Below are 24,115 nucleotides of genomic sequence, written 5' to 3'. Positions count from 1 at the left end.
GACGCCGGCGAGCACGCCCTCCTCCACCAGCGGGCGGTAGGCGGCGGCGGCGTCGCGCATCAGCTCGAACGGGGAACTGACCAGGCTGGCCAGCAGCGTGGTGGTGCCGTGCCCGAGGTGGAACGCGGCGGCCTGCCGCGCCGCCTCCGGGTCACCCGTGGTGAACGTGTGCCCGCCGCCGCCGTGGGTGTGCATGTCCACGAAGCCCGGCACGATCCAGTGCCCGTCGCGCACCGACGGATACTCGGCCACGGCGGTGATCCGCCCGTCCGCGATCTCCACGCAACCCTGCCGGACGACGCCGGTCGGGGTCACCACCTTGCCGGTCACGCGCCGGGTCATCGACTCTCCTTCGCCAGGGTGTCCAGGGCCAGCAGGGCGGCGCCGAGGCAGCCGGCCTCGTCCCCGAGGCCGGCCGCGACCAGGCGCGGCTCGCGGTGGAACGTCAGCCGCTCGCGCAACGCCCGCCGCAGCGGGTCGAACAGCCGGGGACCGGCCTGGGCCAGCCCGCCGCCGAGCACCACTGTCGACACATCGTAGAGCGCCTGCCCGGTGGCGAGTCCGTCGGCGAGCGCCTCGACCGCTTCCTGCCACACCTCGACGGCGAGCGGTTCACCGGCGGCCGCCCGGTCGGCCACCTCGGCCGCGGTGGTGGGCGCGCCGGACAGCTCGGCGTACCGGCGTCCGATCGCCGAGGCCGACGACACCGCCTCCAGGCAGCCGGTCCGCCCGCATCCGCAGCGCGGGCCGCCGGGGCGTACCAGGATGTGGCCGATCTCCCCGGCGGCGCCGTGCGCGCCGGTGGCGGCCGACCCGTCGACCACGTGGGCGGCGGCGATGCCGGTGCCGATCGCGACGAACAGCACGTGGCCGGCGTCCCGCCCGGCCCCGAGCCGCGCCTCGGCCAGGCCGCCCACGCGCACGTCGTGGCCGAGCGCCGCGGGCAGTCCGAGCCGCGTGCGCGCCAGCTCCCGCAGGGGTACGTCCCGGAAGCCCACGTTGGCCGACCAGACCGCCACGCCGCGCGCCTCGTCGACCACCCCGGGTACGGCGATGCCGCAGGCCACCGGCGTGTGGCCGTCGGCGCGGGCCTTGCCGGCCAGTCCTTCGGCCACGTCGAGGATCGTGCCGACCACGGCCTCCGGTCCACGCTGGGCGTCGGTGGCGTGCCGTTCGGTGTGCACAGTCGTGCCGTCCGGCCGGACCAGGGCGCACTTCATCCCGGTGCCGCCCACGTCCAGCGCGACGACGACCTCGTCGCCCGAGCTCACGCCGTGGGCTCGCTTCGCTCGCTCATGCCGTGCTGGCTGGGCATGCGCTCACGGCCCTCGCTGCGCTCGGTGCGTTCGCTCATGCCGTGCTGGCTGGGCATGCGCTCACGGCCCTCGCTGCGCTCGGTGCGTTCGCTCATGCCGTGCTGGCTGGGCATGCGCTCACGGCCCTCGCTGCGCTCGGTGCGTTCGCTCATGCCAGGACCACGGACCGGGTCAGGTGACGCGGCGCGTCCGGGTCGAGGCCACGGGTGGTCGCGAGCGCGACAGCGAAGCGCTGTGCCAGGATCAGGTCGGCCATCGGGTCGACCGGGTTGCGGCCGGCCGACCAGCTCGTCAGCACCGTGCGCCAGCCGTGCGTGCGGCTGTGCACGAACGCGGCGCCGGTGGCGGCCACGTCCTCGGGCAGGCCGTCCGGGATCTCGCCGAGCGCCCACACCAGCCGGCCGGGGGCGGCGACCGAGATCGGGCCGTGCCGGTAGTCCATGGCCGGGTACGCCTCGGCCCAGAACGTGGCCGCCTCGCGGCACTTCAGCGCGGCCTCCTGGGCCAGCCCGACGGTCCAGCCGCGGCCGAGGAAGGTGACCTGCTCGATGCCGGCCGGGTCGATCGGCAGCGGGGCCCGGACGGCCACCTCCGCGTCGGCGGCCAGCCGGCTGAGGTCCTCGCCGAGGTGGGCGCGCAGCAGCGCGAGCGCGGTGGTGGCGAAGCGGGTCTGCACCACCGACCGTTCGTCGGCGAAAGGCAGCGCGACAGTGGCGTCGGCCGTCGCGACGGCGGCCGAGTCCGGGTCGCCGACCAGGACCGTGGTGGGGATCCGCCCGCGCAGCGCGGTGAGCAGGTCGAGCACCTCGGTGGTGGTGCCGGAGCGGGTGATCGCGATGAGCCGGTCGTAGTGGCGGCCGGTGGGGAACTCGCTGGCCTGGAAGGCGTCGGTCTCGCCGTGGCCGGCGGCCTCGCGCAGCCCGGCGTACGCCATGGCCATGAACCATGACGTGCCGCAACCGACCACCGCTACCCGCTCGCCGGGGCGCGGCAGGCGCTCGGCGACGGTCGGGGCGAGTCGCGCCGCCTCCCGCCAGCAGTCGGGCTGGCTCGCGATCTCCGCGTGCACGTACGCCATGACAACTCCTCGCCGAGAAAACCTTGCGCAATACGGCGCGATACTGCCGTCTTTCGCGCGTCATTCTGCGCGAAGTGGCGTGGTTGTGGCAACTGTCTCCAAGTTCGCGCAGCGAAGGCTTTTGCGCGGACTGAGTTTCGCGCACTAGTGTGCACGCAACCGATCACCGTTCACGCATAGTCAGGGGAGGCCCCCGCGGTGGACCGCTACGCGCGCTGGAACGCGCTGCTGGAGATGCTGACCGACAGCGGCCGGGTCACCGTCGAGGAGGCGGCCGACCGGCTGGACGTCTCCCAGGCCACCATTCGGCGCGACTTCGACCAGCTCGCCCAGCAGCAGATGATCACCCGGACCAGGGGTGGCGCGGTCGCCAACGGCGTCTCCTACGACCTGCCGCTGCGCTACAAGACCGCTAAGCACTCGGCCGAGAAGCAGCGGATCGGCACGGCGGCCGCCGCGCTCGTCTCCCCGGGCACCGTGGTCGGCCTCAACGGCGGCACCACGAGCACCGAGGTCGCCCGGGCGCTGGCCGTGCGCCCGGACCTCAACACCAGCGCGGAGGGCGCCCAGCTCACGGTGGTCACCAACGCGCTGAACATCGCCAACGAGCTGCTGGTGCGCTCGCGGATGAAGGTGGTGGTGGCCGGCGGCGTGGTCCGGCCCAAGTCGTTCGAGCTGGTCGGTCCGCTGGGTGGGGCGCTGCTGCGCGAGGTCACCCTGGACGTCGCGCTGCTCGGCGTGGACGCGATCGACCCGCAGCTCGGCGCCGCCGCGCACCACGAGGGGGAGGCGGCCATGAACAGCCTCATGGTCGCCCGCGCCAAGCGGGTGGTGGTGATAGCTGATTCCTCGAAGCTGGGCGGGCACGCGTTCGCCAGGATCTGCGCGGTGGACCGGGTGGAGACGCTGGTCACCGACTCCGGCGCGTCCCCGGACGTGGTGGCGGCGTTCCGCGAGGCGGGCGTGCACGTCGTCTGCGCCTGACGGCGCAAGGAAGGGCCCCTTCTTAACGCCTGCGGTAGAGGAGGGGCCCCCTTTTAACACGCCTCAACACGCCGACACTGCATACCGGGTATTGCCTTCGCGTGCATACCGCGTATGGTGTCGCTGACGCCTACTTATCGGGGGAGGTCAGCTGTGTCGGCTGTCCTGGAGATCGAAGGTCTCCGCAAGACGTACCGGAGCCGGAAGCGCGGGGTCCGCCACGCGCTCGACGGCTTCGACATGCGAGTCGAGGCCGGGCAGGTGCACGGCTTCCTCGGCCCGAACGGGTCGGGCAAGACCACCACGTTGCGTACGCTGCTCGGCCTGATCCGGCCCAACGGCGGCCGGATGACCATTCTCGGCCAGGAGCTGCCGCACGCGTTGCCGGCGGTCGCCGGGCAGGTCGGCGCCATCGTGGAGAGTCCGCAGTTCTTCCCGAACTTCTCCGCGCGGGACACCCTGGGCCTGCTCGCCCAAGCCGGCGAGCTGCCCAAGCAGCGCGTCGACGAGGTGCTGGAACTGGTCGGGCTGCGCGACCGGGCCGGCGAGCGGGTCAAGACCTACTCGCTCGGCATGAAGCAGCGACTGGCCGTCGCCTCCGCGCTGCTCAAGAACCCCAAGCTGCTGATCCTCGACGAGCCCGCCAACGGCCTCGACCCGGGCGGCATCCGGGAGATGCGCGGGCTGATGCGGGAACTGTCCGAGAGCGGCATGACGGTGGTGCTCTCCAGCCACATCCTCGGTGAGATCCAGCTGATCTGCGACTCGGTCACCATCATCTCGCTCGGCCGCCGGGTCGCGTTCGGGCCGGTCGAGCAGGTGCTCGCGGCCCATTCCCAGGGCGCCGTGCGGGTACGCCTGGAGGCGGTCAGCGACCTGCCCCAGGCCGCGGACGCGCTCAGCCGGGCCGGGGTCCGCGTGGCCGCCGAGCCGGACCACCTGCTGTTGTCCGGAGTGGACAAGCCCGCCACTGTCAGCCGGCTCCTCGCCGAGCAGGGCCTGTACGTCAGCGAGCTCACCCCGGTCGCCGTCGACCTGGAGAGCGTCTTCCTGGAACTGACCGCCACCGCGCCGGTTCCCGGCCAGCACCGGCAGGTCGATCAGTCCGCCAAGGTCGACCAGACCGGTACCGCAGGAGGTTGGGGCGCATGAGCCTGTTCGTCACCGAGCTGCGCCGGCTCGGCAAGCGCCGGCTGACCCGGCTCATGCTCGTCCTGCTGCTCGTCGGCCTGGCCACCGTGGCCACGGCGTTCAGCTTCTCCAGCCAGAAGCTCTCGCCGACGGTGGTGGCGGCGGCGGAGGCCGACTCCCGGGCCCAGTACCAGCGGGCGACGGAGGAGTGGAAGCGCACGATCACGGAGTGCGAGGCCGCGCAGGCCCGCGGTGAGCAGACCGAGGAACGGTACGGCCCGAACTGCGGCAAGGACTACCAGCCGCAGCCGGACATGTTCGACCCGAAATGGAACCTGCCCTACCAGTTCGACTTCCGGGCCGAGTTCCCCATGTTCATCGCCGTGTTCGCCGCCTCCGTGGCACTGTTCGCCTTCATCGTCGGCGCCTCCTTCGTGGGCGCCGAGTGGAACACCGGCGGGATGATGAACCTGCTGCTCTGGCGACCGAAACGGCTCGCCGTGCTGAGCACCAAGCTGGCCGCCCTGCTCACCACCGTGTTCGGCCTGACAGTGGTGCTCGGCGCGATCTGGACGGCGGTGTTCTGGGTGATCGGCAGCCAGCGCGGCACCACCGTGGGGATGACCGCCGGAGCCTGGCGTTCGATCGGGCTGGACGGGCTGCGGGCGCTGGGGTTGACACTCGTCGTGGCGGCGGTCGGGTTCGCGCTGGCCTCACTGGGCCGGCACACCGCGATGGCGCTCGGTGCGGCGGTGGGGATCTTCGCGGTGAGCGAGATCGGCATCCGGATCGCCGTGTCGATTCTGGGGGTCCAGTTCGGGGACCGGTACGTGCTCTCCACGTACGCCCAGTCGTGGTTCCTGAAGCAGGCGGAGCTGTACGACTACGACACCTGCCAGTTCACCCAGGGCGCCTGCGAGCCTGCCAAGTACGTGGTCACGTGGGAACAGTCGGCTGTGGTGTTCGGGGTGGCCCTGGTGGCAGCCGTGGCCGCCGCGTTCTGGACCATGCGCCGGCGCGACATCTCCTGACCTCGTCCGCGCCGCCGGCCCGGCCGGCGGCGCGGACCCCGCGTCCGATGCGGCCGGGGGCGGCCCTGGTTACGCTGGGGTCCCCCCGGCCGGCGCGCGTCTCCGCCTGCCGGTCACCCGCCGCCGGAGAGGAGCGCCATGTCCGCCGACGCCTCACACCGGGCCGCCGTCGACCGGCCGGGGCCGCCGGGGCCGACAGCGGGTACGCGCCACGCGGGCGGGACCGTTCCGCCACCCCGGACCGCCCCGCCCGTCGAGTCCACCCCGCCGCCCGAGGCCGGGCCAGCGGCCGAGCCCGAGTCGATCGCGCCGGTCGGGCAGGCCGCGCCGGAAGCGGTGACGCCGCCCGGTCTCACCGAGCGGGAGCAGCGCATCCTCGCCTTCGAGGCGCAGTGGTGGAAGCACGCCGGGGCCAAGGAGCAGGCCATCCGGGACACGTTCGGGCTCTCCGCGACCCGCTACTACCAGCTGCTCAACGCGCTGCTCGACCACCCGGCCGCGCTTGCCGCCGAGCCGGTTCTCGTCGGCCGGCTGCGCCGGCTCCGCTCGTCCCGGGCCCGCAACCGGCGCCGCTGACCCGCCTCACTTCTCGTACGTGCGCAGCCCGTTGCCGATGGCGAAGAACGTCGGCGCCCACTCGCCGATGAAGATGCCCCAGCGGTCCGCCCGCGCCACTCCGGCGCGCTCCATGTGCTTGGAGAGGAACCAGCTGGTGACCGAGAGGCCGATGCTGAGGAATCCGGCGAGGTACGCGTGCTCCGCCCGGATGCCCCCTTCGTGCAACCGTTCCAACATCCCCAACCCCCTGTCGCCGGGACCGACCCGGTCGCGTCCGACGCTACCGAAAGTCCGGAGTAGGTGACGGTCGGTTGTCACGATCGGGGTCGCGCCGCGGATGGCCCGGCGGCGCGCGGGTAGGCGGCTGACGGCGACGAACGGAGGACACGATGGGGGCACCAGACCGCCGGTACGCGATCGGCAGCCGACCGGCCCGCCCGGTCGGGGAGGCGCCGACGATGCGGGTGCGTTCCGCCTCCGACCCGGCGCCGGGACGCCCGGAGAACGAGGACGTGGTCTTCCGCTTCGGTCCGCTCGTCGGCGTCCTCGACGGGGCCACCGTGCCGGACGGCTTCGACACCGGATGCGTGCACGGTCCCGCCTGGTACGTCCGGCACCTCGCCGCCCGGATCGGCCTGGCGATCGCGGCCCGGCCCGCGGCCACGCTGATGAGCAGCCTGGCGGCGGCGATCCTCGCGGTCCGGGCCGACCACGGCGGGGCCTGCGACCTCGACCATCCGGGTACCCCGTCGTCGACGGTCTGCCTGCTGCGGGAAAGTGGCGACCGGGCCGACTACCTGGTGCTCTGCGACAGCCCGCTGGTGCTCGACACCGGAGGCGGGATCGAGGTGATCACCGACGACCGGCTGGAGGCCGCCGTGGCGGACCTGCGCCGCAGCGCCGCCGCGCTGCCCGACGGCGAGACCGACCCGGCGACCTGGTTCCGGCGGGCGACGACAGCGCAGCGGACCCGGATGAACCGCACCCACGGCTACTGGACGGCGGCGAGCGACCCGGACGCGGCGTACCACGCGGTGACCGGGACGGTCCCGCTGAGCGGGCCGGACGCGCTGCGCCGAGCCGCGCTGCTCAGTGACGGTGCCTCCTGCGCCGTCGAGCAGTTCGGTCTCTTCGACTGGGCCGGGCTGCTGGAGGTGGCGACAGTGGAGGGGCCGGAGGGACTGATCGACCGGGTCCGGGCGGCCGAGCGGGACCACCCGGAGCGATTGCGGCGGCGCAAGCGCACCGACGACGCCTCGGTGGTGCTGTGCGAGTTCGCCCCTTCGGCGTGAGCACGCTCACGCCCGAACGACCCGGTCGGATGACAACGCAGCGTGAGGCGGAACACCCCGGGGGTACGACCGGCCGAGGCGGTCGGCCATAGCGGCAATCCGGGCCCAAAGGGGTGGACGGACCGGACGGGTAGCGGCAGACTGCGCCTCGTGACGGGTGCGGTACGGCTGGAGCCGGTGGACGAGCGGAACCTGGAACCGTTGCTCTCCGTAGCGGCGGCGGAGGCGGAACCGGAGGACGTGATGCCTCCGGTGCAGGCGCCCGCGGGCTGGTCGCTCGCCCGCCGGGACGCGTTCCGTGAATTCCACCGGGCGAGCCTCGGTGGAATCAACGGCCCGACCCGCACGGCCATGTACGCCATCGTCTCCGGCGGCGAGGTGGTCGGCATGGTCCGGATGACCCGCCGGGACGAGCCCGGCACCGTGGAGACGGGCATGTGGCTGGGCCGCTCGGCCCGGGGCCGGGGTCTGGGCGCCGCCGCGCTGCGGCAGCTGCTGCACACCGCGGCGGCCGCCGGGATGCACACGGTGGTCGCGGATACCACGCCGGACAACACGGGCGCGCTGTCGGTGTTACGGAAATGCGGTGCGGAATTGCGCGAGGAGGGCGGAAAAGTGCACGCCCGAATGTGCCTCGATTCGGCGCTGCCGATCCGCTGACGCCCGTACCAGATTGCGTTCTTGCTGCTCACTAGTGCTCGCTGCGAGGTTTCGGCCGCCTTTTCCGTTCCCCCGAGGAAATGTTTTGCCAATGGGGTGACGGGTACTGCCCGCCTCTCCGGGATCGCGTTCGCATCCCGGGGGAGTGCGGAGGAGAGCGGATGAAAAGCGGAGCACGGGTGGCACTGGCGGTGGGCTTCGGCTACCTGCTGGGTCGCCGGAAGAAGATGCGTACCGCGCTGACGCTCGCCGCGGCGGTCGCCGCCGGGCGGGCCAGCCAGCGCCCGGGCGGCATCAGGCAACTCGGCGCGGACCTGATGGGCGCCAGTCCGCAGTTGCGCAACCTCGGCGGGCTCGGGCCGCCGCTCGTGGCGGCCGGGCGGGCCGCGGCGACCGCCGCCGCCGGCGGCGGCATCGACGCGATCGGCGGACGGCTGCGCGACGGCGCCGACGTGCTGCGCCGCAGGAGCGGCCCGGACCGGCCGGACACCGAGCGCTCCGCGCCGGACGAGGAGCCGGAACTGGACGAGCAGCCCGTCGCGCCGGATCGACAGCAGCGGGGGCGGTGACCGTGGCGACGACCAGTCTGACCGACCGGGTACGCGACGAGATCGGCGGCGAGCTGCGCAACCTCGCCTCGGCGCTCGGTGAACGGGCCGTGCAGGCGATCAGCGATCGGGTCACCGACGCGACCGGGCGACTCACCGAGTACGCCAAGCAGGGCGGCGATCCCGGCCTGGTCGCCGCCGCCACCGGCGCGCGGAAGCTCGCCGAGGGCAACTCCCCCGTGAAGGCCATGTTCCATGCCGGCGTGGCCGGCGGTAAGGAGAAGCTGATGGCGGCGTTCGGTCGCAAGGGCGGCGGCGACGGCGGCCGGAAGCTCAAGGTCACCAACATCGTCGAGACCATCGAGGTCGGCGTGCCGGTCCGGGTCGCCTACAACCAGTGGACGACGTTCGGCGACTTCCCGAGCTTCATGAAGAAGGTCGAGCAGGCCGACTGCGACGACGACGAGAAGATGACCTGGAAGGCGCAGGTGCTCTGGTCGCACCGGACCTGGGAGTCGACGATCGTCCGGCAGATCCCGGACCGGCTCATCCACTGGCGCTCCAAGGGCGAGAAGGGCTCGGTCGACGGCACCGTCAGCTTCCACGAGGTCGGCCCGGAGCTGACGAAGATCCTGGTGGTGCTGGAGTACCACCCGCAGGGCTTCTTCGAGCACACCGGCAACCTGTGGCGGGCCCAGGGCCGCCGGGTCCGGCTGGAGCTGAAGCACTTCGTCCGGCACGTGATGACCCGGACCGTGCTCGACCCGGACGCGGTCGAGGGCTGGCGCGGCGAGATCGAGGACTCCCAGGTCGTCAAGGACCACGAGACCGCGCTCCGGGAGGAGCGGGGAGAGGCCGGGCCGGCCGACGACGAGTACGCCGCCTACGACGAGGGCAACGACTTCGACGACGACGAGTATGCCGGCGAGCCGGTCCTCACGGAGCCGGAGCGCTCCCGCCGCCGGCCGGTACGCGAGCAGCGGGAGCCGCGCGCCGACCGCTCCCGCCGCGTCCCGGAGCGGCCCCGCCGCCCGGCCGCCCGCCGCCGCGACGAGAGCTGACCGCCAGGGCGGCCCGTCAGGACCGGCCGGCCGCGTACGACTCCAGGTGCGCGAGCTGCACCGGGTCCAGCGACGGCCGGACACGGTCACGGGCCGCCCCGACGTGCGCCGCAGTCACAGTGCTCGCGTTGAGCGACTCCCGCATGGCGGCGAGCGCCGCCTCCCGTACCAGCGCGGTGCAGTCGGCGGCGGAGAAGCCGTCCAGCTCGGCGCCGAGCGCGTCGAGGTCGACGTCCGGAGCGAGCGGTACGCCCCGGGCGGCGGCGCGGAGGATCTCCGCGCGGGCCGGGCCGTCCGGCGGCGGCACGTAGACCAGGCGTTCCAGCCGGCCGGGCCGCAGCAGCGCCGGGTCGACCAGCTCCGGCCGGTTCGTCGCGCCGACCACCACCACGTTGCGCAGCGCCTCCACCCCGTCCAGTTCGGTGAGCAGCGCTGCCACCACCCGGTCGGTGGTGCCGCCGTCGCTGGCCTGCCCGCGCACCGGGGCCAGCGCGTCCACCTCGTCCAGGAAGACGAGCGTGGGCGCGGCCTGGCGGGCGCGGCGGAACAACTCCCGGACCGCCCGCTCGCTCTCACCCACCCACTTGGAGAGCAGCTCGGCACCCTTCACCGACAACACGTTCGCCCGCCCGGACCCGGCCAGCGCGGTCACCAGATAGGTCTTGCCGCAGCCGGGCGGGCCGTAGAGCAGCACGCCGCGCGGCGGCGTCACGCCCAGCCGGGCGAACGTGTCCGGGTAGGTGAGCGGCCAGAGCACCGACTCGGTGAGCGTCTGCTTGACGTCGTGCAGCCCGCCCACGTCGTCGAGCGTCACCGACGCCAGCTCCAGCGTGGACGCGGACATGGTCGTCGGCCGGACCACCTCCAGCGCCTCGGTGAAGTCCGGCATCGCCACCGTCGGCGTCTCCGCCGTCTTCTGCCGCAGCGCCGCGCGCACCCCGGCCTCGCGGACGAGCGCCGCCAGGTCCGCCGCGACGAACCCGGGGGTACGGCCGGCCACCTCGTCCAGCCGGACGTCGTCGGCCAGCGGCACCTGCCGGGTGAGCACCGTCAGCTGTTCCCGGCGCAGCGCCGCGTCGGGCAGCGGCACGGTGATCCGCAGCGCCAGCAGATCCGGGCCGCGCAGCCCCGGGTCCACCGCCTCGGGCCGCCCGCTGGTGCAGACCACCGCCACGCCGGCCCGCAGCGTCTCGGCGACCACCTGCCGGAACACGGTCGCCAGCGGACCCGGCTCGTCGGCCGGGGCGATCGCCTCCACGTCGGTGACCAGCAGCACCGCCGGTCCGCCGGCGCGTACCGCCGACGCCGCCTCACGGAGTCTGCGGGCCGCGGCGTCGTTCGTGAGCGCGGCCAGCTCCGGTGCCCAGAGCGGGCGCAGACCCGCGCCGACCCGGGCGGCCACGGCGCGCACGAGCGCGGACTTGCCCGAGCCCGCCGGTCCCTCCACCAGCACGCCGAGCGAGACGGTGGTGCCGAGCCGGCCCAGCACCTCGCGGTGGTGGAAGCCCAGGTCCAGCAGCTCGGTCAGCTCCTCGGCCTGGGCACGCAGGCCGGGCAGCTCGTCGACGTCGGGGGCGTCCTCCGGGCCGAGCAGGCCCTCGGCCTGTTCCGTCCCGGCCGGCGCGGCCGAGGAAGCGGAGACGGGCGCGCCCGGGGCCGGGGACACCGGCCCGGAGCCTCGGGTGGCCGGACCGTGCTCCCAGCCCACCACCGTGTCCATGGTGACGAGCGCGCCGGTCGTCGGCTCGGCGGACACGACGTTGAGCAGCGTGCTGGTCCAGGCGTACCCGACGGAACTGGCGAGACTGCGCCGCGCGGCCTCGATCAGGCCGCGCACGGCGGCGTCCGGGAGCACGTCCTGCGGCAGCAGCGAGACGTCGTCGCCGGGGGTGACGACCTTGCCCAGCAGCGCGAGCCGCAGCATCTCCGGCGGGACCGCGGCGACCACCGCGGCCGGGCCGGCCAGCGTGAGCCGGCGCGCCGGGGTGGCCGGCAGCGGGCTCACCGTCACCTGGCCGCCGGCCCGCAGCCCGAGGTTGCCGAGCAGCAGGTCGTCGGCGTGCAGCAGGACGTCGCTGGTGTTCGGGTCGGCAGCGGCAGCGATGCCGGCTGTCGTCCGGCGGCCGGTCAGCCGCACCGGGTCGCCGGGGCGCAGCGCCAGCGCGGTGAGCACCTCCGGGTGCAGGCGTACCACGCCGCGGCGGGCGTCGAGCGCGGCCGGCCGCAGCGTCGCGGTCAGGGTCAGGTCGGGTTCCGCCACCCGCCGACAGTAGCCGCCGTGACCACGCCGGTGCCGCCTCAGCGCGGGTCCGGGCCGTCCAGCAACGAGGGATCCCGCCGGATCATCTCCGCCAGCCGGGCCGCCGGGTCCGACTCGAGCGAGTCCTGGCCGGGTGCGGGCACCGTCTTCACCGACATGGGCCACGCCGGTGGGGGCGTCGGCGCCGTGGCCGGGCCGACCGTGACCGCGGGGCCCGACCAGGAGACCCGCAGCGGGTACGCCTGGTCGCCCAGCTCCACCCGGAGCGTGACGGCGACCCCGGGGTGATCGGCCACGACCCGCCGGACCGCCTCGGCGACCTCCTCGACCGGGTCACGCCGCGCCGGCGCCGGGCCGCCCCGCAGCCGGTACGCGCCGTGCCCCGCCCGCCCGTTGGCCGGCTCGGCCGGCAGCTCCTCCAGGGGCACGTCCTGGTCGGCCCTCCCGGCCGGTTCGCCGGGCGCCCGTCGGCGCATCGCCTCTTCGCGTCGCGCCATCCGGGCCAGTGTCTCGTCCAGATCACCTCTCATGGCGTCCACCCCTTCGCCAGACAACGGATCGAAACGACTGTCGGTGTTCAGCCCGGCCGTGACTGCGGAGCCGGCCCGTCGCCGCGCCGGCCCGACCGGGTCGCCCGGTCCAGCGCCCGGTCCAGGACGACCAGCAGGGCGTCCCGGACCGAGAGCCGGTCCCGGGCGTCGAACTGTACGAGCGGCACGTGCTCCGCGATCGCCAGCGCCCAGCGGATCGACGGCAGGTCGAGGGCCAGCCGCCCGTCGAAGGCGTTGACGCCGACGGCGAACGGCAGCCCGGACCGTTCGAAGAAGTCGATGGCCGGGTAGCAGTCGTCGAGGCGGGCGCTGTCCACCACCACGAGCGCGCCGAGCGCCCCCCGGGCCAGGTCGTCCCACATGAAGCCGAACCGCGCCTGACCGGGCGTACCGAAGAGGTAGAGCTTGAGGCTGCGGTCGATGGTCACGCAGCCGAAGTCCATGGCGACGGTCGTGGTGGTCTTCCCGGCGACGCCGCCGGGGTCGTCGATGCCGATCCCGACGGTGGTCATCTCGGCCTCGGTGGTCAGCGGCGCGATCTCCGAGATCGCCCCCACCGTGGTGGTCTTGCCGACCCCGAACCCGCCGGCGATCAGGAGCTTGACCGGGATCGGCGGGCGGGGCGCCGGCACCCGGCTGACGATCGGTGCGGGTTCCTGTGGCGGCACCCCGGGCGGCAGGTACGGCAGCGGCGGGGTGGGCGGTGGCGGTGTGGCGCGGCCGATCAGCGGGGCCGGTCCGCCGTAGCGGCTCGGGGCGCTGTTCGCGGACGGCCCGCCCAGGGCCGCCGCCGGCCATTCAGGAGATCGCACGAAGTCCATCAATCACTCGCAGGATGATGTCGGGATCGAGGGCGTCGTCGCCGTCCGCGACGTGCACGTCGAGATGACCGGCGGCGCGAAGGTCGCCGACGAGCACCCGGGTCACACCGAAATGCATCCGGGTCCGGGCGGAGATCTCTGCCACCGAGACGGGCTCGGCGCAGATCGCGACGATCGCCGCCAGCTCCGGGGCGAGCCGGGCGGTCACCGCCCACGAGGTGCTGCCCGGACGAGCGGTGACCTGGGTCTCCAGACCGATCGCCGGGTCGCCGTCCACCCGTCCGGCGGTCAGCACGAACGGGCGCGGGCCGGTCGGCTCCCCGTCGCCCGCGTCCGGCTCCGGACTCGGAGCGGACGCGTGCAGGAAGGGGCGGACCCGGATGCCGGGTTCCGGCTCCGGGTCCGCGCCGGCGGCCCCCGGGATCATTGCTGGACGGCGTTCTTCAGCTCGGCGATCAGGCGGGGACTCAGGGCGCCGCCGGCCCGGCCGGCGAAGAGCGTCATCTCGTACGCCACGGTGCCCAGATTCGCCGTACGGTCGGCGACGACGCCGAGGACCGAACCACTGCTGATCGCGCTGATCAGCAGGTATCCCTCGGCCATGTCGACGATCACCCGGTTGAGCGCGCCCAGCGCGTACCAGCTCGCGGCGCCCCCGGCGAGGCTGGTCATGCCGGAGACCACGGCGGCGAGCCGTTCCGCGTTGGACCGGTCCTTGATGGCGGACATGGCCATCAGCAGCCCGTCCGAGGAGACCGCGATCGCCTCCATCACCCCGGCGGTGCTGGAGGTGAACGAGTCGAGCAGCCAGTTGAAGGTGCGCGCCTCAGGGCTGAGGTCGCCGGTGGCGCTCTGTTCGATGTTGTCGTGCAGGAACGGGCTGGTCACCGTGATGGGTCCTCTTCGTAATGGCGGTCTGGGCTGACTTCGCGCAGAGCACGGGCGACGCCCGCCTCGAACTCGTTGACGAGATTGCGGACCTCGACGGGGTCGCCGGGGTCGGAACTGGTCGGGAGCGTGGACTGGGTCGCGGTGGCGGCCAGGTTCGCGCCCGGCACCCGCCGGCTCAGCCGGGGCCGCTCCGCGCCGGGCGGGGCGGGGACGCTGTAGCCCTCGGCCCGGCGTACGCCGTCCTGGAACGCCTCGACCAGGGCCCGGACGTGGGCCGGGTCGGCGGGGACGCCGATCAGCGGCCCGCCGGTGGCCGGGCCGGCCGGGGCGGTGGGCGCGGGGGCCGGGAGGTTCGCCCCGGGCACCCGCTGCCGGATCGGCGACCGGGCGCCGGGCCGTCCGGCGGGCGGGCCGACCGGCTCCGGCCCGGCCGGGACCGACGGGCGACCACCGGCGGGCGGCGCCGAACGGGCCGGTCCGGCCGGTGGGGCCGACGCCGGTCCGGCGGTCGGTACGGGCGCGGACCCGACGCTGGGCGTGCGCACCGGCCGGGCGGCCGGTGGCGACGACGGCCCGACGGCCGGGCCGGCCCCGGCGGTCGGCGCGAGGGCCGGACCGGCCGGTGGGGTCAGGGCCGGACCGGCCGGCGGCGTGCGGGGCGGACCGGTCGTCGGCCCGGCGGCCGGGGGAGCGACCGGGACCGGGCCGACGACCGGTGTCGGCGGGGAGGTACGGCCGGGGCGCGCCGCCGGTCCGGTGGGCCGGGTGGCGGGCGCACCGGCGGCCGGTGGCCAGGCGGGCGGCGGACCGGCGGTGGGGAAGCCCAGGTCCTCGGTCGTGTCCGCAGCGTCGCCCCGGTTGCCGAAGGCGTTCCACGGGTTGCCGCTGGACATGCTGCGGGTGGCCCGGCTCAGCAGCTCCGCGTCGAAGCCGGAGGGCGGTTCGGTGGCCGGTGGGCTGCCGGGCTCCTGCCCACCTCCGGGCGGTACGGCGGCCCGCGAGGCGGTGGCGAAGACCGGCTCGGCCCGGCGGACCACGAGCGAGGCGGCCGGGACCTCCAGGGTGGCGGTGACGCCGCCCCCGACGGTCGGGGACAGCCGGACGTGCCAGCCGTGCCGCCGGGCCAGCCGGCCGACGACGAAGAGGCCGAGCACCTCGGTCGGGGCGAGGTCGAGCCGTTCCCGGCGGGTGAACCGGGCGTTCTCCTCGGTCATCCGCTCCTCGGTCAGGCCGATGCCGTGGTCGACCACGACGAGCCGGGCGCCGCCGTCGGTCAGCTCGCCGGTCACCACGACGCGGGTGTGCGGCGCCGAGAAGGAGGTGGCGTTCTCCATCAGCTCGGCCAGCGTCAGGACCAGGTCGCCGACGATCGCGGGCGCCGCCGCGACACCGGGTGGCACCTCCACGTCGACGCGGGTGTAGTCCTCGATCTCGCCGAGCGCGAGCCGGACCACGTCGGCCAGCGGGACCGGGGCCACGTGGCCGTCCGAGCCGGTGGCGCCGGAGAGCACCACCAGGCTGCCCGCGTTGCGGCGCAGACGGCTGGAGATGTGGTCGAGCCGGTACAGGTGCTCCAGCCGGCCCGGGTCCGTCTCCTGCCGCTCCAGCCGGTCGATGAGCGCGATCTGGCGGCCGACCAGGTTCTGCGTACGCCGCCCGACGTGGCCGAACATCTGCGCCACGTTGCGGCGTCCGGCCACCTGGCGCTCGACCAGCCGGGCGGCGGTGCGCTGCACCCGGTCGAACGCGCGGGCCAGCTCGCCGATCTCGTCCCGGGCGCCGACCTCCACCGGGTCGAGGCGTACCGGTGGCACGCTCTCGGACTCGTCGTCGGCGACCCGGGTCAGTTCCGCCTCGGCGACCCGGGCGACCCGCTCGGCGGAGCGGGTGAGCCGGCTCAGCGGGCGGGCGACGGTACGGGCCACCGTCATGCTCAGCAGCACCACGACCAGCAGGATGACGCCGGCCGCCAGGGTGACCAGCCAGGCCGCGGTCAGGGCCTCGCGTTCCCGGGCGCGGGTCTCCGCGATGACGTCCGCGACGACCTTCTTCTCCACGAACTGGCCCAGCGTGATCATGGACCGGGACGCGGGGAAGAGCACGTCCAGCGAGACCGGCGCGATCGCGGCGTCGGGGTCGCGGAGGCTGTCCACCAGGAACGTCGGGCTGGTCCGCGCGGCCACCGCCGCGTCGTCCAGCTCGGCCACCTTGAGCTGCTCCGGCGTGATCAGCCGGCGGAAGCGCCGGTTGTCGACGTTGAGCGCCGCCATGCACGCCACGAACGACCGCGACATCAGCGGGTCGCCGGTCGCCTTGACCAGCACGATCTGGGTGGTGCAGGAGCTGAGTGCCTCGTCGACGCGCAGCAGCGCGTCCAGGGCGAGCACCTGCCGGCCGGCCGCGGTGTCGGTGTCCACCTGGTACGGCAGCCGCAGCGCGTCGATCAGGGCGGTGTCGACCTCGGCGAACGCGGTCAGGATCTGGCCCGGCCTGGCCCGGCCGGCGAGCGTGGCGGTGCGGACGTCGTCCAGCTTGCGTACCCCGTCGAGGCTGTCGCGGATCGGCGCGGGCAGCGTCTCGGCGCGCAGGTCGGCGACCCGGTCGTCGACGGTGGCCGACTTCTGGATCAGCTCGGTGCGGGTCACCCGCCCGAGCAGCAGCCCGATCGAGAGCAGGCGTTCCTGCTGGAGATCCTGGACCAGGCTGCCGACCCGGCTGGCGATGCGGACCGTCTCGGCGGTGTCGGCGGCCCGTTGCGCGGCGGCCACCCGGTCGATGACCACCGGAACGGCCAGCCCGACCATGCTGAGCAGCGGGATGATCACCAGCAGGGCGAGCTTGCCCCGGATCCGTAACCTAGCGAGCAGCATCGAACGGCCTCCACCGGTCGGCGTCGCCGCCCCGGCCGACGGCGACCGGCTGGCGGTCACCCTCGGACGCGACGATCGGCGGGTCCTCGTGGACCGCCGGTGGCGGTCCTGCCTCGGTCGGCGTCCGGCGCGCCGGAGGAGGGCCGGAGGACCGCTCCCGCCGCGCCGCGGCCACGTGCAGCGCGGCGATCCCGGCGAGCAGCGCGACTGCCGTGCCGGCCGCGACCCGGCCCAGCAGCAGGTCCCGGTCGATCGCGTCCAGCCGTTCCTTCAGCAGCGTGTCGAGCTGGTCGAGGATGACCGTCCGGAGCTGCTTGGCGGCGTTCTGCGCGGTGATCCCGGCCTGGGTGAGCTGGTCGGTGCCCGGCGCGGACCGGCCGCCGCCGGGCGCCGAGTAGGCCGAGAACGTCTCCAGCGAGCGCTGGTAGGTGTCCAGCGGGGTGAGCACGTTGGCGCCCAGGTCGGTGCTCTCCGAGCTGTCGACAGCGGAGCGCAGGTCGGCGACGAGGTCGGTGGCCGGGCCGAGCGCGGCGACGCGCAGCTCGGCCAGTTCCGCTCCGGTCCGCGCGCGCTCGGCGGCGGGACGCTTGGTCGCCAGCCGGGCCAGGTCGACGAGCCGCCCGGCCAGCACCGTCGCGGTGGGCAGGTCACCGCCGATGCCGTCCTGGAGGAAGAACGAGTCCGAGCGCGGGTCGCGGATCAGTCCGGAGCTCTCCCGCACCTTGCGGTAGAGGGCCAGCAGCAGGTCGCACGCCTCGCCGTAGGCCCGGAAGGCGGCCTCGGGGTCGCCGAGCCCGCGGTCCGGCAGCGCCTCCAGCTTCGCCCGCAGCCCGGCCCAGCGCTCGTGGGTGCGCAACTCGTCGCCGACGGCGTTGTCCACCTCGGCGACGCCCTCGATCGCGGCGGTGAGCGCGGTCCGGGAGACGGACCCCTCGGCGACCGCGATCGCCTGCGCCTCCACCAGCGCGTCGGTGATCGGGCCGAGAGCGCGCAGGTAGCGGACGCCGAGCCGTTCCCGGCTCGCCAGCTCGTGGTCGTCGGCGGCGTTGTTCTCGGCCTGGGCGAAGATGAACCCGAGCGGTACGAGCAGCGCCAGCACCAGCAGCAGGGGAAGCGTACGGCCCGGTACGGCGGGCCGCCGACGGACCCGCGGCGCGGGGACTGTCATGGTGTGTCTCCTCCGGCGACGGCGGGGCGGTCGGTGCCCCGGGAGGTCGCCGTACGCAGTCCCGTGCACCGGACCGGAAAAGTAGCCGAACCGGACGTCGGTGCAACCTCGGTCGATGAGTCGGCTTCACGTCAGTCCATTCTGGGCGACGCTGAGTGAGCCTGGGCGTCACTCAGCGTCCGATCATGTGGCCGAGAAGTGACATCGATGGTGGTTTGCGCGTGTAGATGTGAATTCACATGATCCGAACATGCACCGCTGGGATGTTCTGGACCTTTGGCGGACGACGGTCTGCGGGCGACGAACGGCGCAACCGGACAGACGTACGGCGGATCTCAGCGAATGCACAGCGATCGGCCCGTACCGTGTGCCGCATGAGATCACCAGTCGCGCGGATCCGGCGCGCCCTGGCCGGACGCCCACGCCGGATCGTCGCCGTCGTGGCGGTGGTCGTCCTCGTCGCCGCCGGGCTCGTCTGGGTGGCCCGGCCGCAGAGCCCGGACTTCCGCACCGAGTCGGCGCTGGTGACAGTCCGCTCCGGGCCCTCCGGCGACGAGCCGGTCGACCTGGACACCACGCTCTACCTGCCGGACCGCGCGTCGGCCGCGAACCGCGTACCGGCGGTGCTGCTGGCGCACGGCTTCGGCGGCACCAAGGACTCGGTCCGCTCCGACGCCGAGGACCTGGCCGCCCGGGGGTACGCCGTGCTCACCTGGACCGCTCGCGGCTTCGGGCGCAGCGGCGGCCAGATCCACCTGGACAGCCCCGACTACGAGGTGCGGGACGCGCAGCGCCTGCTCGACCGCCTGGCGGAGCGGCCGGACATCCGCCTCGACGCGGCCGGCGACCCCCGGGTCGGTGTGGTCGGCGGCTCCTACGGCGGCGGCCTGGCCCTGCTGCTGGCCGCGCAGGACCAGCGGGTCGACGCGATCGTCCCGATGATCACCTGGAACGACCTGTCCCGGGCGTTCCTGCCGGAGAGCACCGGCCGGCAGTCCACCGACGGCGTGTTCAAGAAGGGCTGGGCCGGCATCTTCTTCGGCGGCGGCGGGAACGCCGGCTCCGGTCCGGCCGGGCTCTCCGGGGCCACCGCCGCCGCGCCGGAGGGCGCGCCCGAGTCCGCCGGCCCGCCGAGCCCGCAGCCGGGCGCCGGTCCGGGCACCGGTTCCGGTCGCGCTCCGGGTGGCGCCGCCGACCCGTCCTGCGGCCGCTTCGCCGCCGACGTCTGCGCCGCGTACCTGCGCATCGCCACCACCGGCCGGGCCGACGCGGCGGCGGTCGAGCTGCTCCGCCGGTCGTCGCCGGCCGGTGTGCTCGACCGGATCAAGTCGCCGACGCTGCTGGTCCAGGGCGAGGCGGACACGCTCTTCCCGCTGGCCGAGGCGGACGCCAACGCCCGTGGTATCGCCGCCGCCGGCACGCCGGTGCGGGTCGCCTGGTTCACCGGCGGCCACGACGGCGGCTCCGGACCCACCTCCGACTCCGACCGGGTGAAGTTCCTGACCGCGCAGTGGCTCGACCACTACGTCAAGGGCGACGGGGCTGCCCCCGGCGACACGTTCACGTTCTCCCGGATCGCCGGGTTCGACGCGCTCGACCGGGGCCTGGTGGCCACCGGCTTCCGTACCGCCGACTATCCGGGGCTGGCCGGGCAGGACCGCCGCGAGGTGACGCTCGCCGGCCCGCCCCAGCCGGTCGCCGTACCGCCGAACGGCAACCCGGCGGCGATCTCCTCGGTGCCGTTCGCGGGCGCGCTCGGCTCGCTGCTGGACGGCGTGGCGGGGGACATCCCCGGCCAGCACGCCCGCTTCGAGTCGGCGCCGCTCGACGACGCGGTCGACGTGGTGGGCGCGCCCACCGTGCGGATCAGGGCCGCCTCCCCGACCGGCGAGGCGGTGCTCTTCGTGAAGCTCTACGACGTCGACCCGCAGGGCGCGGCCACGCTGCCGTCGGGCCTGGTGGCGCCGGTGCGACTGACCGGCCTGCCGGCCACCGTCGACGCGGCCACGCCGGTCACCGTCACGCTGCCGGGGATCGTCCGGCGGGTCGAGGCCGGGCACCGGCTGCGGCTCGTGGTGGCGACGTCGGACCAGGCGTACGCCTCCCCGGCCGAGCCGGCCGTGCACACCGTGGCGCTGGCCGACGGGCCGCTGACGCTGCCCACCGTCGACGCCTCGCCCATCCCCACCACGGCTGCGGTGTGGCGCTGGGCGCTGGCCGGTCTGCTCGCCGCGATCGTGCTCGGGCTCGTCGTGGTCGTGCTGCTCACCCGCCGCCGGCACCGTCGCCAGGACAGCTCGGTGCACCCGGAGTACGCGGGCGTCCCGCTCGCCGTGCGCAACCTGCGCAAGGAGTACGCGGACGGTTTCGTCGCGGTCTCCGACGTCGACTTCGAGGTGCACCCCGGCCAGGTGGTCGGCCTGCTCGGGCCCAACGGCGCGGGCAAGACCACGACGCTGCGGGTGCTGATGGGGCTGACCCAGCCCACCGCCGGGGAGATCTACGTCTTCGGTCACCGGCTGGTGCCCGGCTCGCCGGTGCTGTCCCGGATCGGCGCGCTCGTCGAGGGGCCGGGCTTCCTGCCGCACCTGTCCGGGCTGGACAACCTCAAGGCGTACTGGCGGGCGACCGGCCGGCCGTGGGAGGACGCGCACTTCGACGAGGCGCTGGCGATCGCCGGCCTGGGCGACTCGGTGCACCGGCGGACGAAGAAGTACAGCCACGGCATGCGGCAGCGGCTGGCCATCGCCCAGGCCATGCTCGGCCTGCCCGAGCTGCTGGTGCTGGACGAGCCGACGGACGGGCTGGACCCGCCGCAGATCGCGGAGATGCGCCGGGTGCTCCAGCGCTACGCCACCGACGGCCGGGCGGTGCTGGTCTCCAGCCACCTGCTGGCCGAGGTGGAGCAGACCTGCACGCACGCGGTGGTGGTCAACAAGGGGCGGATCGTGGCGTCCGGCCCGGTGGAGGAGATCGTCGGCGAGTCGCCGAGCGTGCTGTTCGACGTGAGCGACCCGGACGCGGCGCGTACGGTGCTCGACCGGCTCGGCGGCGTACGGGTGCTGCCCGACGGCGACGGCGGGCTGGTGGTCGACACCAACGGCACCGCCCGCAGCGAGGTGGTGGCCGAGCTGGTCCGGGCCGGTATCGGAGTGGACCGGGTGGTGCCCCGGCGCCGCCTGGAGGACGCGTTCCTCGCCCTGGTCGGCGAGAACTCTCGGGGAAGCGGGGACCGGTGATGGCGGGTTCGTCTGTGGCATCGTCGCCTGGTGGTGGCGCGTCCGGGCCCGGCGCGGGCGGTGCGGCGGCCGGTTACCGGCCCTCGGCGACGCTTCCGTTCGCCGCGGAGTTCCGGCGGCAGGCGTCACGCCGGCGTACCCAGCTCGCGCTGGGGTTCATGGTGCTGCTGCCGCTGATCATCCTGGTGGCGTTCCAGTTCGACTCCGGGGACGACGACCGCGGCGGGCGGGGCGAGTTCTCCAGCCTGGCCGACCTGGCCACGTCGGGCGGGCTCAACTTCACCCTGTTCTCGATCCTGGTCTCCGCGTCGTTCCTGCTGGTCGTGGTGGTGGCGTTGTTCTGCGGCGACACGGTGGCCAGCGAGGCGAGCTGGGGCAGCCTGCGCTACCTGCTGGCCGTACCGGTGCCCCGGGCCCGGCTGCTCGCGGTGAAGCTGGTCGTCGCGCTCGCGTACTCCGGGCTGGCGCTGCTGTTGCTGGCCGGCACCGCGCTGCTGGCCGGCACGCTGCGGTACGGCTGGAAGCCGCTGAGCAGCCAGGTCTCGGCCGAGCTGGCCCCGGCCGACGGGTTGCTGCGGCTGCTCGGGGTGCTCGGGTACCTGGCGGTGGTGCTGCTGGTGGTGGCCGGGCTGGCGTTCCTGCTGTCGGTGACCACCGATGCCGCGCTCGGCGCGGTCGGCGGCGCGGTGCTGCTCTGGATCCTCTCCAGCATCCTGGACCAGATCACCGCGCTGGGCGGCCTGCGGAACCTGCTGCCCACCCACTACAGCAGCGCCTGGCTGGGGTTGCTGTCCTCGCCGATGCAGACCGATGACGTTGTCAAGGGCGCGTTCTCGGCAATCGTCTACGCCACGTTGTTCTGGAGCCTGGCCTTCTGGCGCTTCACCCGCAAGGACATCACCAGCTGAGGTCACCGGCGGGGGTACCCACGTTGGCGCGTCCGCCCATATCATGGGAGCGTTCCCAAGCAATTGTCCCGCCTGCAAAGAAATCGATTAACATCGATACGTGTGATCGCCATCCTGGAGCCGTCAAGCACTCGCCCCAGGAGGTCACACATGATTCCGACCCAGCTCAGCGGCCCTGTCCTGTCCCTGTTCCGCGTGGTTGTGGGGGTGCTGTTCCTATGCCACGGCGCGGCGTCGATATTCGGCGTCTTCGGCGGCAACCGGGGCTCCGGCGAGGCCATCCCGCTCGGCACCTGGCCCGGTTGGTGGGCGGCCCTGATCCAGCTCGTCTGCGGCGTGCTGGTGCTCGTCGGCCTGCTCACCCGTCCGGCCGCGCTGCTCGCCTCCGGCTCGATGGCGTACGCGTACTTCGTGGTGCACCAGCCGCAACAACTGCTGCCGTTGGAGAACGGCGGCGAGCTGGCCGCGCTCTTCTGCTGGTCGTTCCTGCTGGTCGCCGTGCTCGGCCCGGGAAACTGGGCGCTGGACGCGCTGCTCGCCCGTCGCCGCGCCGCCCCGGCCGAGTCCGCCCCCGCGTCGCCCGCCTCGGTCCCGGTCTGACCCGCGCGGCGAGATCGTGGTGCGGGAGCGGCCCCCGAAGGGCCGTCCCGTGCCACGATCGGCGTCAGAGCGGGTTGACCGGCGAGGTCGAGGGGGCCGGTGGATCGGACGGCTGGGGCGCCTGCGTCGCCGGGGCGCTGTCGCGGCGCTTCCAGGCGCTGACGCCGAGCCGACCGGTGTTCCCGAGGTCGATCGGCCCGTCCAGCGCGACCGGGTACGCCGGCCGGCCGGTCGACGGGGCGACGTCTAGCTCCGTGCCCGCCGTGGCCACCACTGTCGCGTCGGTGACGAGGTTGCGCCAGATCAGCGCCGCGCCGGCCCGTTCGCCCGGCGCCAGCACGATCCGGGTGGGCGGGTCGTCGAAGCCGGAGGTGATCGGCGCGGCGCCCGGGATGATCCGTACCGGGATCGCGTCCCCGTCGGCGTCCCGGAGCGCGACCGCCGGATAGCCGCGCAGCTCGTACGGGCGATCGCCGCAGTTGACCAGGTCCAGGCCCATCGCGCGCAGCCCCATCGCCGCGCTCACCCCGAGCCCGGTGATCCGGATGCCCTCCGGGGAGCAGGCGGCGGTGGTGGGCGGGGCGGCCTCGGCGCCGGGCCGGGGCGGCACCGACGGCAGCCCGTCGACAGGGGCCGGCGCCGTGGCGCAGCCGGCGAGCAGCGTCGCGCCGGTGAGGAGCCCGATCCGGGCCGCCGCCTTCCGCATCAGGCGATCATGTCACCCCGCCGGGAGCGGCTGGGGCGCTGATCATTCCGGCCGGGCGGGCGCCGTGAGGACGGCATCGAGCAGGCCCGGGTAGAGGCGGTCCAGCTCGTCGCGGCCGCGAACCTCGTCACCCGTACCCGCTCGGCGGCGGTGACCACGACGGCGCCGCAGCCGCTCGCGGTGGTGGACCGGCCCGCGGTGGTGGAACCGGCCGCGGTGGTCGGACGTCGAGCCGGCCCACAGCGTGGGATCCCGAGGTGGCGCGCCCGTGAGCAGCGCATAGACTCGGCGGCACAACTGAATACCTCATCCAGAGGGGCTGAGGGATACGGCCCGACGACGCCCCGGCAACCACCCGCACGCTCGACGACGAGCGACAGCGGGCAGGTGCCAATTCCGTCCCCGCCGCACCCGGCGATGCGGGGAAAGATGAGAGGAAATC

At 74.3% G+C, this 24,115-nt stretch carries 24 protein-coding genes and 1 riboswitch; of the genes, 11 read left to right on the top strand and 13 right to left on the bottom strand.

Going from position 1 to position 24,115, the window contains the following annotated elements; translation table 11 throughout:
• The 4 genes from FHU28_RS32230 to FHU28_RS32215 all read right to left on the bottom strand — a co-directional run.
• A partial coding sequence (locus FHU28_RS32230) for an amidohydrolase family protein (RefSeq protein WP_184689030.1) occupies positions 1 to 342 on the bottom strand: 342 nt, incomplete at its 3' end.
• Entirely contained in the window at positions 339 to 1,271 is a 933-nt protein-coding gene (locus tag FHU28_RS32225) for an ROK family protein (protein WP_184679690.1), read from the bottom strand. The genes FHU28_RS32230 and FHU28_RS32225, both read right to left, overlap by 4 nt.
• The gene (locus FHU28_RS32220; RefSeq protein ID WP_184679689.1) at positions 1,268 to 1,468 is read right to left on the bottom strand and encodes a hypothetical protein; all 201 of its coding nucleotides are present in this window, start codon (positions 1,466 to 1,468) and stop codon (positions 1,268 to 1,270) included. The genes FHU28_RS32225 and FHU28_RS32220 overlap by 4 nt, the downstream gene beginning before the upstream one ends.
• Entirely contained in the window at positions 1,465 to 2,394 is a 930-nt protein-coding gene (locus FHU28_RS32215) for an SIS domain-containing protein (RefSeq protein ID WP_184679688.1), read from the bottom strand. The genes FHU28_RS32220 and FHU28_RS32215 overlap by 4 nt, the downstream gene beginning before the upstream one ends.
• 198 nt (positions 2,395 to 2,592) lie before the next feature.
• Between FHU28_RS32215 and FHU28_RS32210 the strand changes: the two genes are divergently transcribed.
• From FHU28_RS32210 to FHU28_RS32195, 4 genes are all read left to right on the top strand, one after another.
• Entirely contained in the window at positions 2,593 to 3,378 is a 786-nt protein-coding gene (locus FHU28_RS32210) for a DeoR/GlpR family DNA-binding transcription regulator (protein ID WP_073829154.1), read from the top strand.
• A 153-nt stretch (positions 3,379 to 3,531) separates the two neighbouring features.
• Entirely contained in the window at positions 3,532 to 4,530 is a 999-nt protein-coding gene (locus tag FHU28_RS32205) for an ATP-binding cassette domain-containing protein (RefSeq protein ID WP_311773492.1), read from the top strand.
• On the top strand, positions 4,527 to 5,540 hold the full coding sequence (locus tag FHU28_RS32200; RefSeq protein WP_184689027.1) for an ABC transporter permease subunit: 1,014 nt from the start codon (positions 4,527 to 4,529) through the stop codon (positions 5,538 to 5,540). The genes FHU28_RS32205 and FHU28_RS32200 overlap by 4 nt, the downstream gene beginning before the upstream one ends.
• Positions 5,541 to 5,678: 138 nt before the next feature.
• Positions 5,679 to 6,116, top strand: coding sequence for a DUF3263 domain-containing protein (locus tag FHU28_RS32195; RefSeq protein ID WP_184689025.1), 438 nt, complete (start codon positions 5,679 to 5,681; stop codon positions 6,114 to 6,116).
• A 6-nt stretch (positions 6,117 to 6,122) separates the two neighbouring features.
• On the opposite strand, the gene FHU28_RS32190 is transcribed toward FHU28_RS32195, so the two are convergent.
• Positions 6,123 to 6,335, bottom strand: coding sequence for a hypothetical protein (locus FHU28_RS32190; RefSeq protein WP_073829150.1), 213 nt, complete (start codon positions 6,333 to 6,335; stop codon positions 6,123 to 6,125).
• A gap of 152 nt (positions 6,336 to 6,487) precedes the next feature.
• Here FHU28_RS32190 and FHU28_RS32185 point away from each other — a divergent pair, with 152 nt between their 5' ends.
• The 4 genes from FHU28_RS32185 to FHU28_RS32170 all read left to right on the top strand — a co-directional run bounded on the left by FHU28_RS32185 (position 6,488) and on the right by FHU28_RS32170 (position 9,659).
• Positions 6,488 to 7,390, top strand: a complete 903-nt coding sequence (locus FHU28_RS32185) for a hypothetical protein (protein ID WP_184689023.1) — start codon at positions 6,488 to 6,490, stop codon at positions 7,388 to 7,390.
• 150 nt (positions 7,391 to 7,540) lie between these two features.
• Positions 7,541 to 8,050, top strand: coding sequence for a GNAT family N-acetyltransferase (locus tag FHU28_RS32180; RefSeq protein ID WP_184689021.1), 510 nt, complete (start codon positions 7,541 to 7,543; stop codon positions 8,048 to 8,050).
• Positions 8,051 to 8,211: 161 nt separating this feature from the next.
• Positions 8,212 to 8,619: a hypothetical protein gene (locus FHU28_RS32175; protein ID WP_184689019.1), complete on the top strand. Its 408-nt coding sequence runs from the start codon at positions 8,212 to 8,214 to the stop codon at positions 8,617 to 8,619.
• Between the two features lie 2 nt (positions 8,620 to 8,621).
• The gene (locus tag FHU28_RS32170; RefSeq protein WP_184689017.1) at positions 8,622 to 9,659 is read left to right on the top strand and encodes an SRPBCC family protein; all 1,038 of its coding nucleotides are present in this window, start codon (positions 8,622 to 8,624) and stop codon (positions 9,657 to 9,659) included.
• Positions 9,660 to 9,675: 16 nt separating this feature from the next.
• Here FHU28_RS32170 and FHU28_RS32165 read toward each other — a convergent pair whose 3' ends face one another.
• The 7 genes from FHU28_RS32165 to FHU28_RS32135 are packed head-to-tail and all read right to left on the bottom strand — an operon-like array spanning position 9,676 to position 18,220.
• Positions 9,676 to 11,919: an AAA family ATPase gene (locus FHU28_RS32165; protein WP_184689015.1), complete on the bottom strand. Its 2,244-nt coding sequence runs from the start codon at positions 11,917 to 11,919 to the stop codon at positions 9,676 to 9,678.
• A gap of 38 nt (positions 11,920 to 11,957) precedes the next feature.
• A complete protein-coding gene (locus FHU28_RS32160; protein WP_184689013.1) occupies positions 11,958 to 12,449 on the bottom strand; it encodes a hypothetical protein in 492 nt (163 codons plus the stop codon).
• 47 nt (positions 12,450 to 12,496) lie between these two features.
• Positions 12,497 to 13,291, bottom strand: a complete 795-nt coding sequence (locus FHU28_RS32155; RefSeq protein ID WP_184689011.1) for a GTP-binding protein — start codon at positions 13,289 to 13,291, stop codon at positions 12,497 to 12,499.
• Positions 13,269 to 13,718 carry a DUF742 domain-containing protein gene (locus FHU28_RS32150; protein WP_073829145.1) on the bottom strand — a complete coding sequence of 150 codons (450 nt, stop codon included), beginning with the start codon at positions 13,716 to 13,718 and terminating at the stop codon, positions 13,269 to 13,271. Before FHU28_RS32150 ends, FHU28_RS32155 begins: the two co-directional genes overlap by 23 nt.
• Positions 13,715 to 14,179 (bottom strand): roadblock/LC7 domain-containing protein, encoded by a 465-nt coding sequence (locus tag FHU28_RS32145; RefSeq protein ID WP_073829144.1) that lies wholly within the window; start codon positions 14,177 to 14,179, stop codon positions 13,715 to 13,717. The genes FHU28_RS32150 and FHU28_RS32145 overlap by 4 nt, the downstream gene beginning before the upstream one ends.
• Positions 14,176 to 17,052, bottom strand: a complete 2,877-nt coding sequence (locus FHU28_RS33195) for a sensor histidine kinase (protein ID WP_184689009.1) — start codon at positions 17,050 to 17,052, stop codon at positions 14,176 to 14,178. Before FHU28_RS33195 ends, FHU28_RS32145 begins: the two co-directional genes overlap by 4 nt.
• Entirely contained in the window at positions 17,039 to 18,220 is a 1,182-nt protein-coding gene (locus FHU28_RS32135; protein ID WP_184689007.1) for a hypothetical protein, read from the bottom strand. The genes FHU28_RS33195 and FHU28_RS32135 overlap by 14 nt, the downstream gene beginning before the upstream one ends.
• A gap of 374 nt (positions 18,221 to 18,594) precedes the next feature.
• Here FHU28_RS32135 and FHU28_RS32130 point away from each other — a divergent pair, with 374 nt between their 5' ends.
• The 3 genes from FHU28_RS32130 to FHU28_RS32120 all read left to right on the top strand — a co-directional run bounded on the left by FHU28_RS32130 (position 18,595) and on the right by FHU28_RS32120 (position 22,967).
• A complete protein-coding gene (locus tag FHU28_RS32130; RefSeq protein ID WP_184689004.1) occupies positions 18,595 to 21,459 on the top strand; it encodes an alpha/beta fold hydrolase in 2,865 nt (954 codons plus the stop codon).
• A complete protein-coding gene (locus tag FHU28_RS32125; protein ID WP_184689002.1) occupies positions 21,459 to 22,367 on the top strand; it encodes an ABC transporter permease in 909 nt (302 codons plus the stop codon). The genes FHU28_RS32130 and FHU28_RS32125 overlap by 1 nt, the downstream gene beginning before the upstream one ends.
• Before the next feature lie 150 nt (positions 22,368 to 22,517).
• Positions 22,518 to 22,967, top strand: a complete 450-nt coding sequence (locus FHU28_RS32120) for a DoxX family protein (RefSeq protein ID WP_184688999.1) — start codon at positions 22,518 to 22,520, stop codon at positions 22,965 to 22,967.
• 64 nt (positions 22,968 to 23,031) lie between these two features.
• Here FHU28_RS32120 and FHU28_RS32115 read toward each other — a convergent pair whose 3' ends face one another.
• Entirely contained in the window at positions 23,032 to 23,673 is a 642-nt protein-coding gene (locus FHU28_RS32115; RefSeq protein ID WP_184688996.1) for a DUF4232 domain-containing protein, read from the bottom strand.
• Between the two features lie 303 nt (positions 23,674 to 23,976).
• Positions 23,977 to 24,109, top strand: a riboswitch (SAM riboswitch).
• Positions 24,110 to 24,115 lie beyond the last annotated feature (6 nt).

The organism is Micromonospora echinospora (assembly GCF_014203425.1).
GTDB classification, from domain to species: Bacteria; Actinomycetota; Actinomycetes; order Mycobacteriales; family Micromonosporaceae; genus Micromonospora; species Micromonospora echinospora_A.
This window is presented reverse-complemented; position numbering and strand designations above follow the sequence as displayed.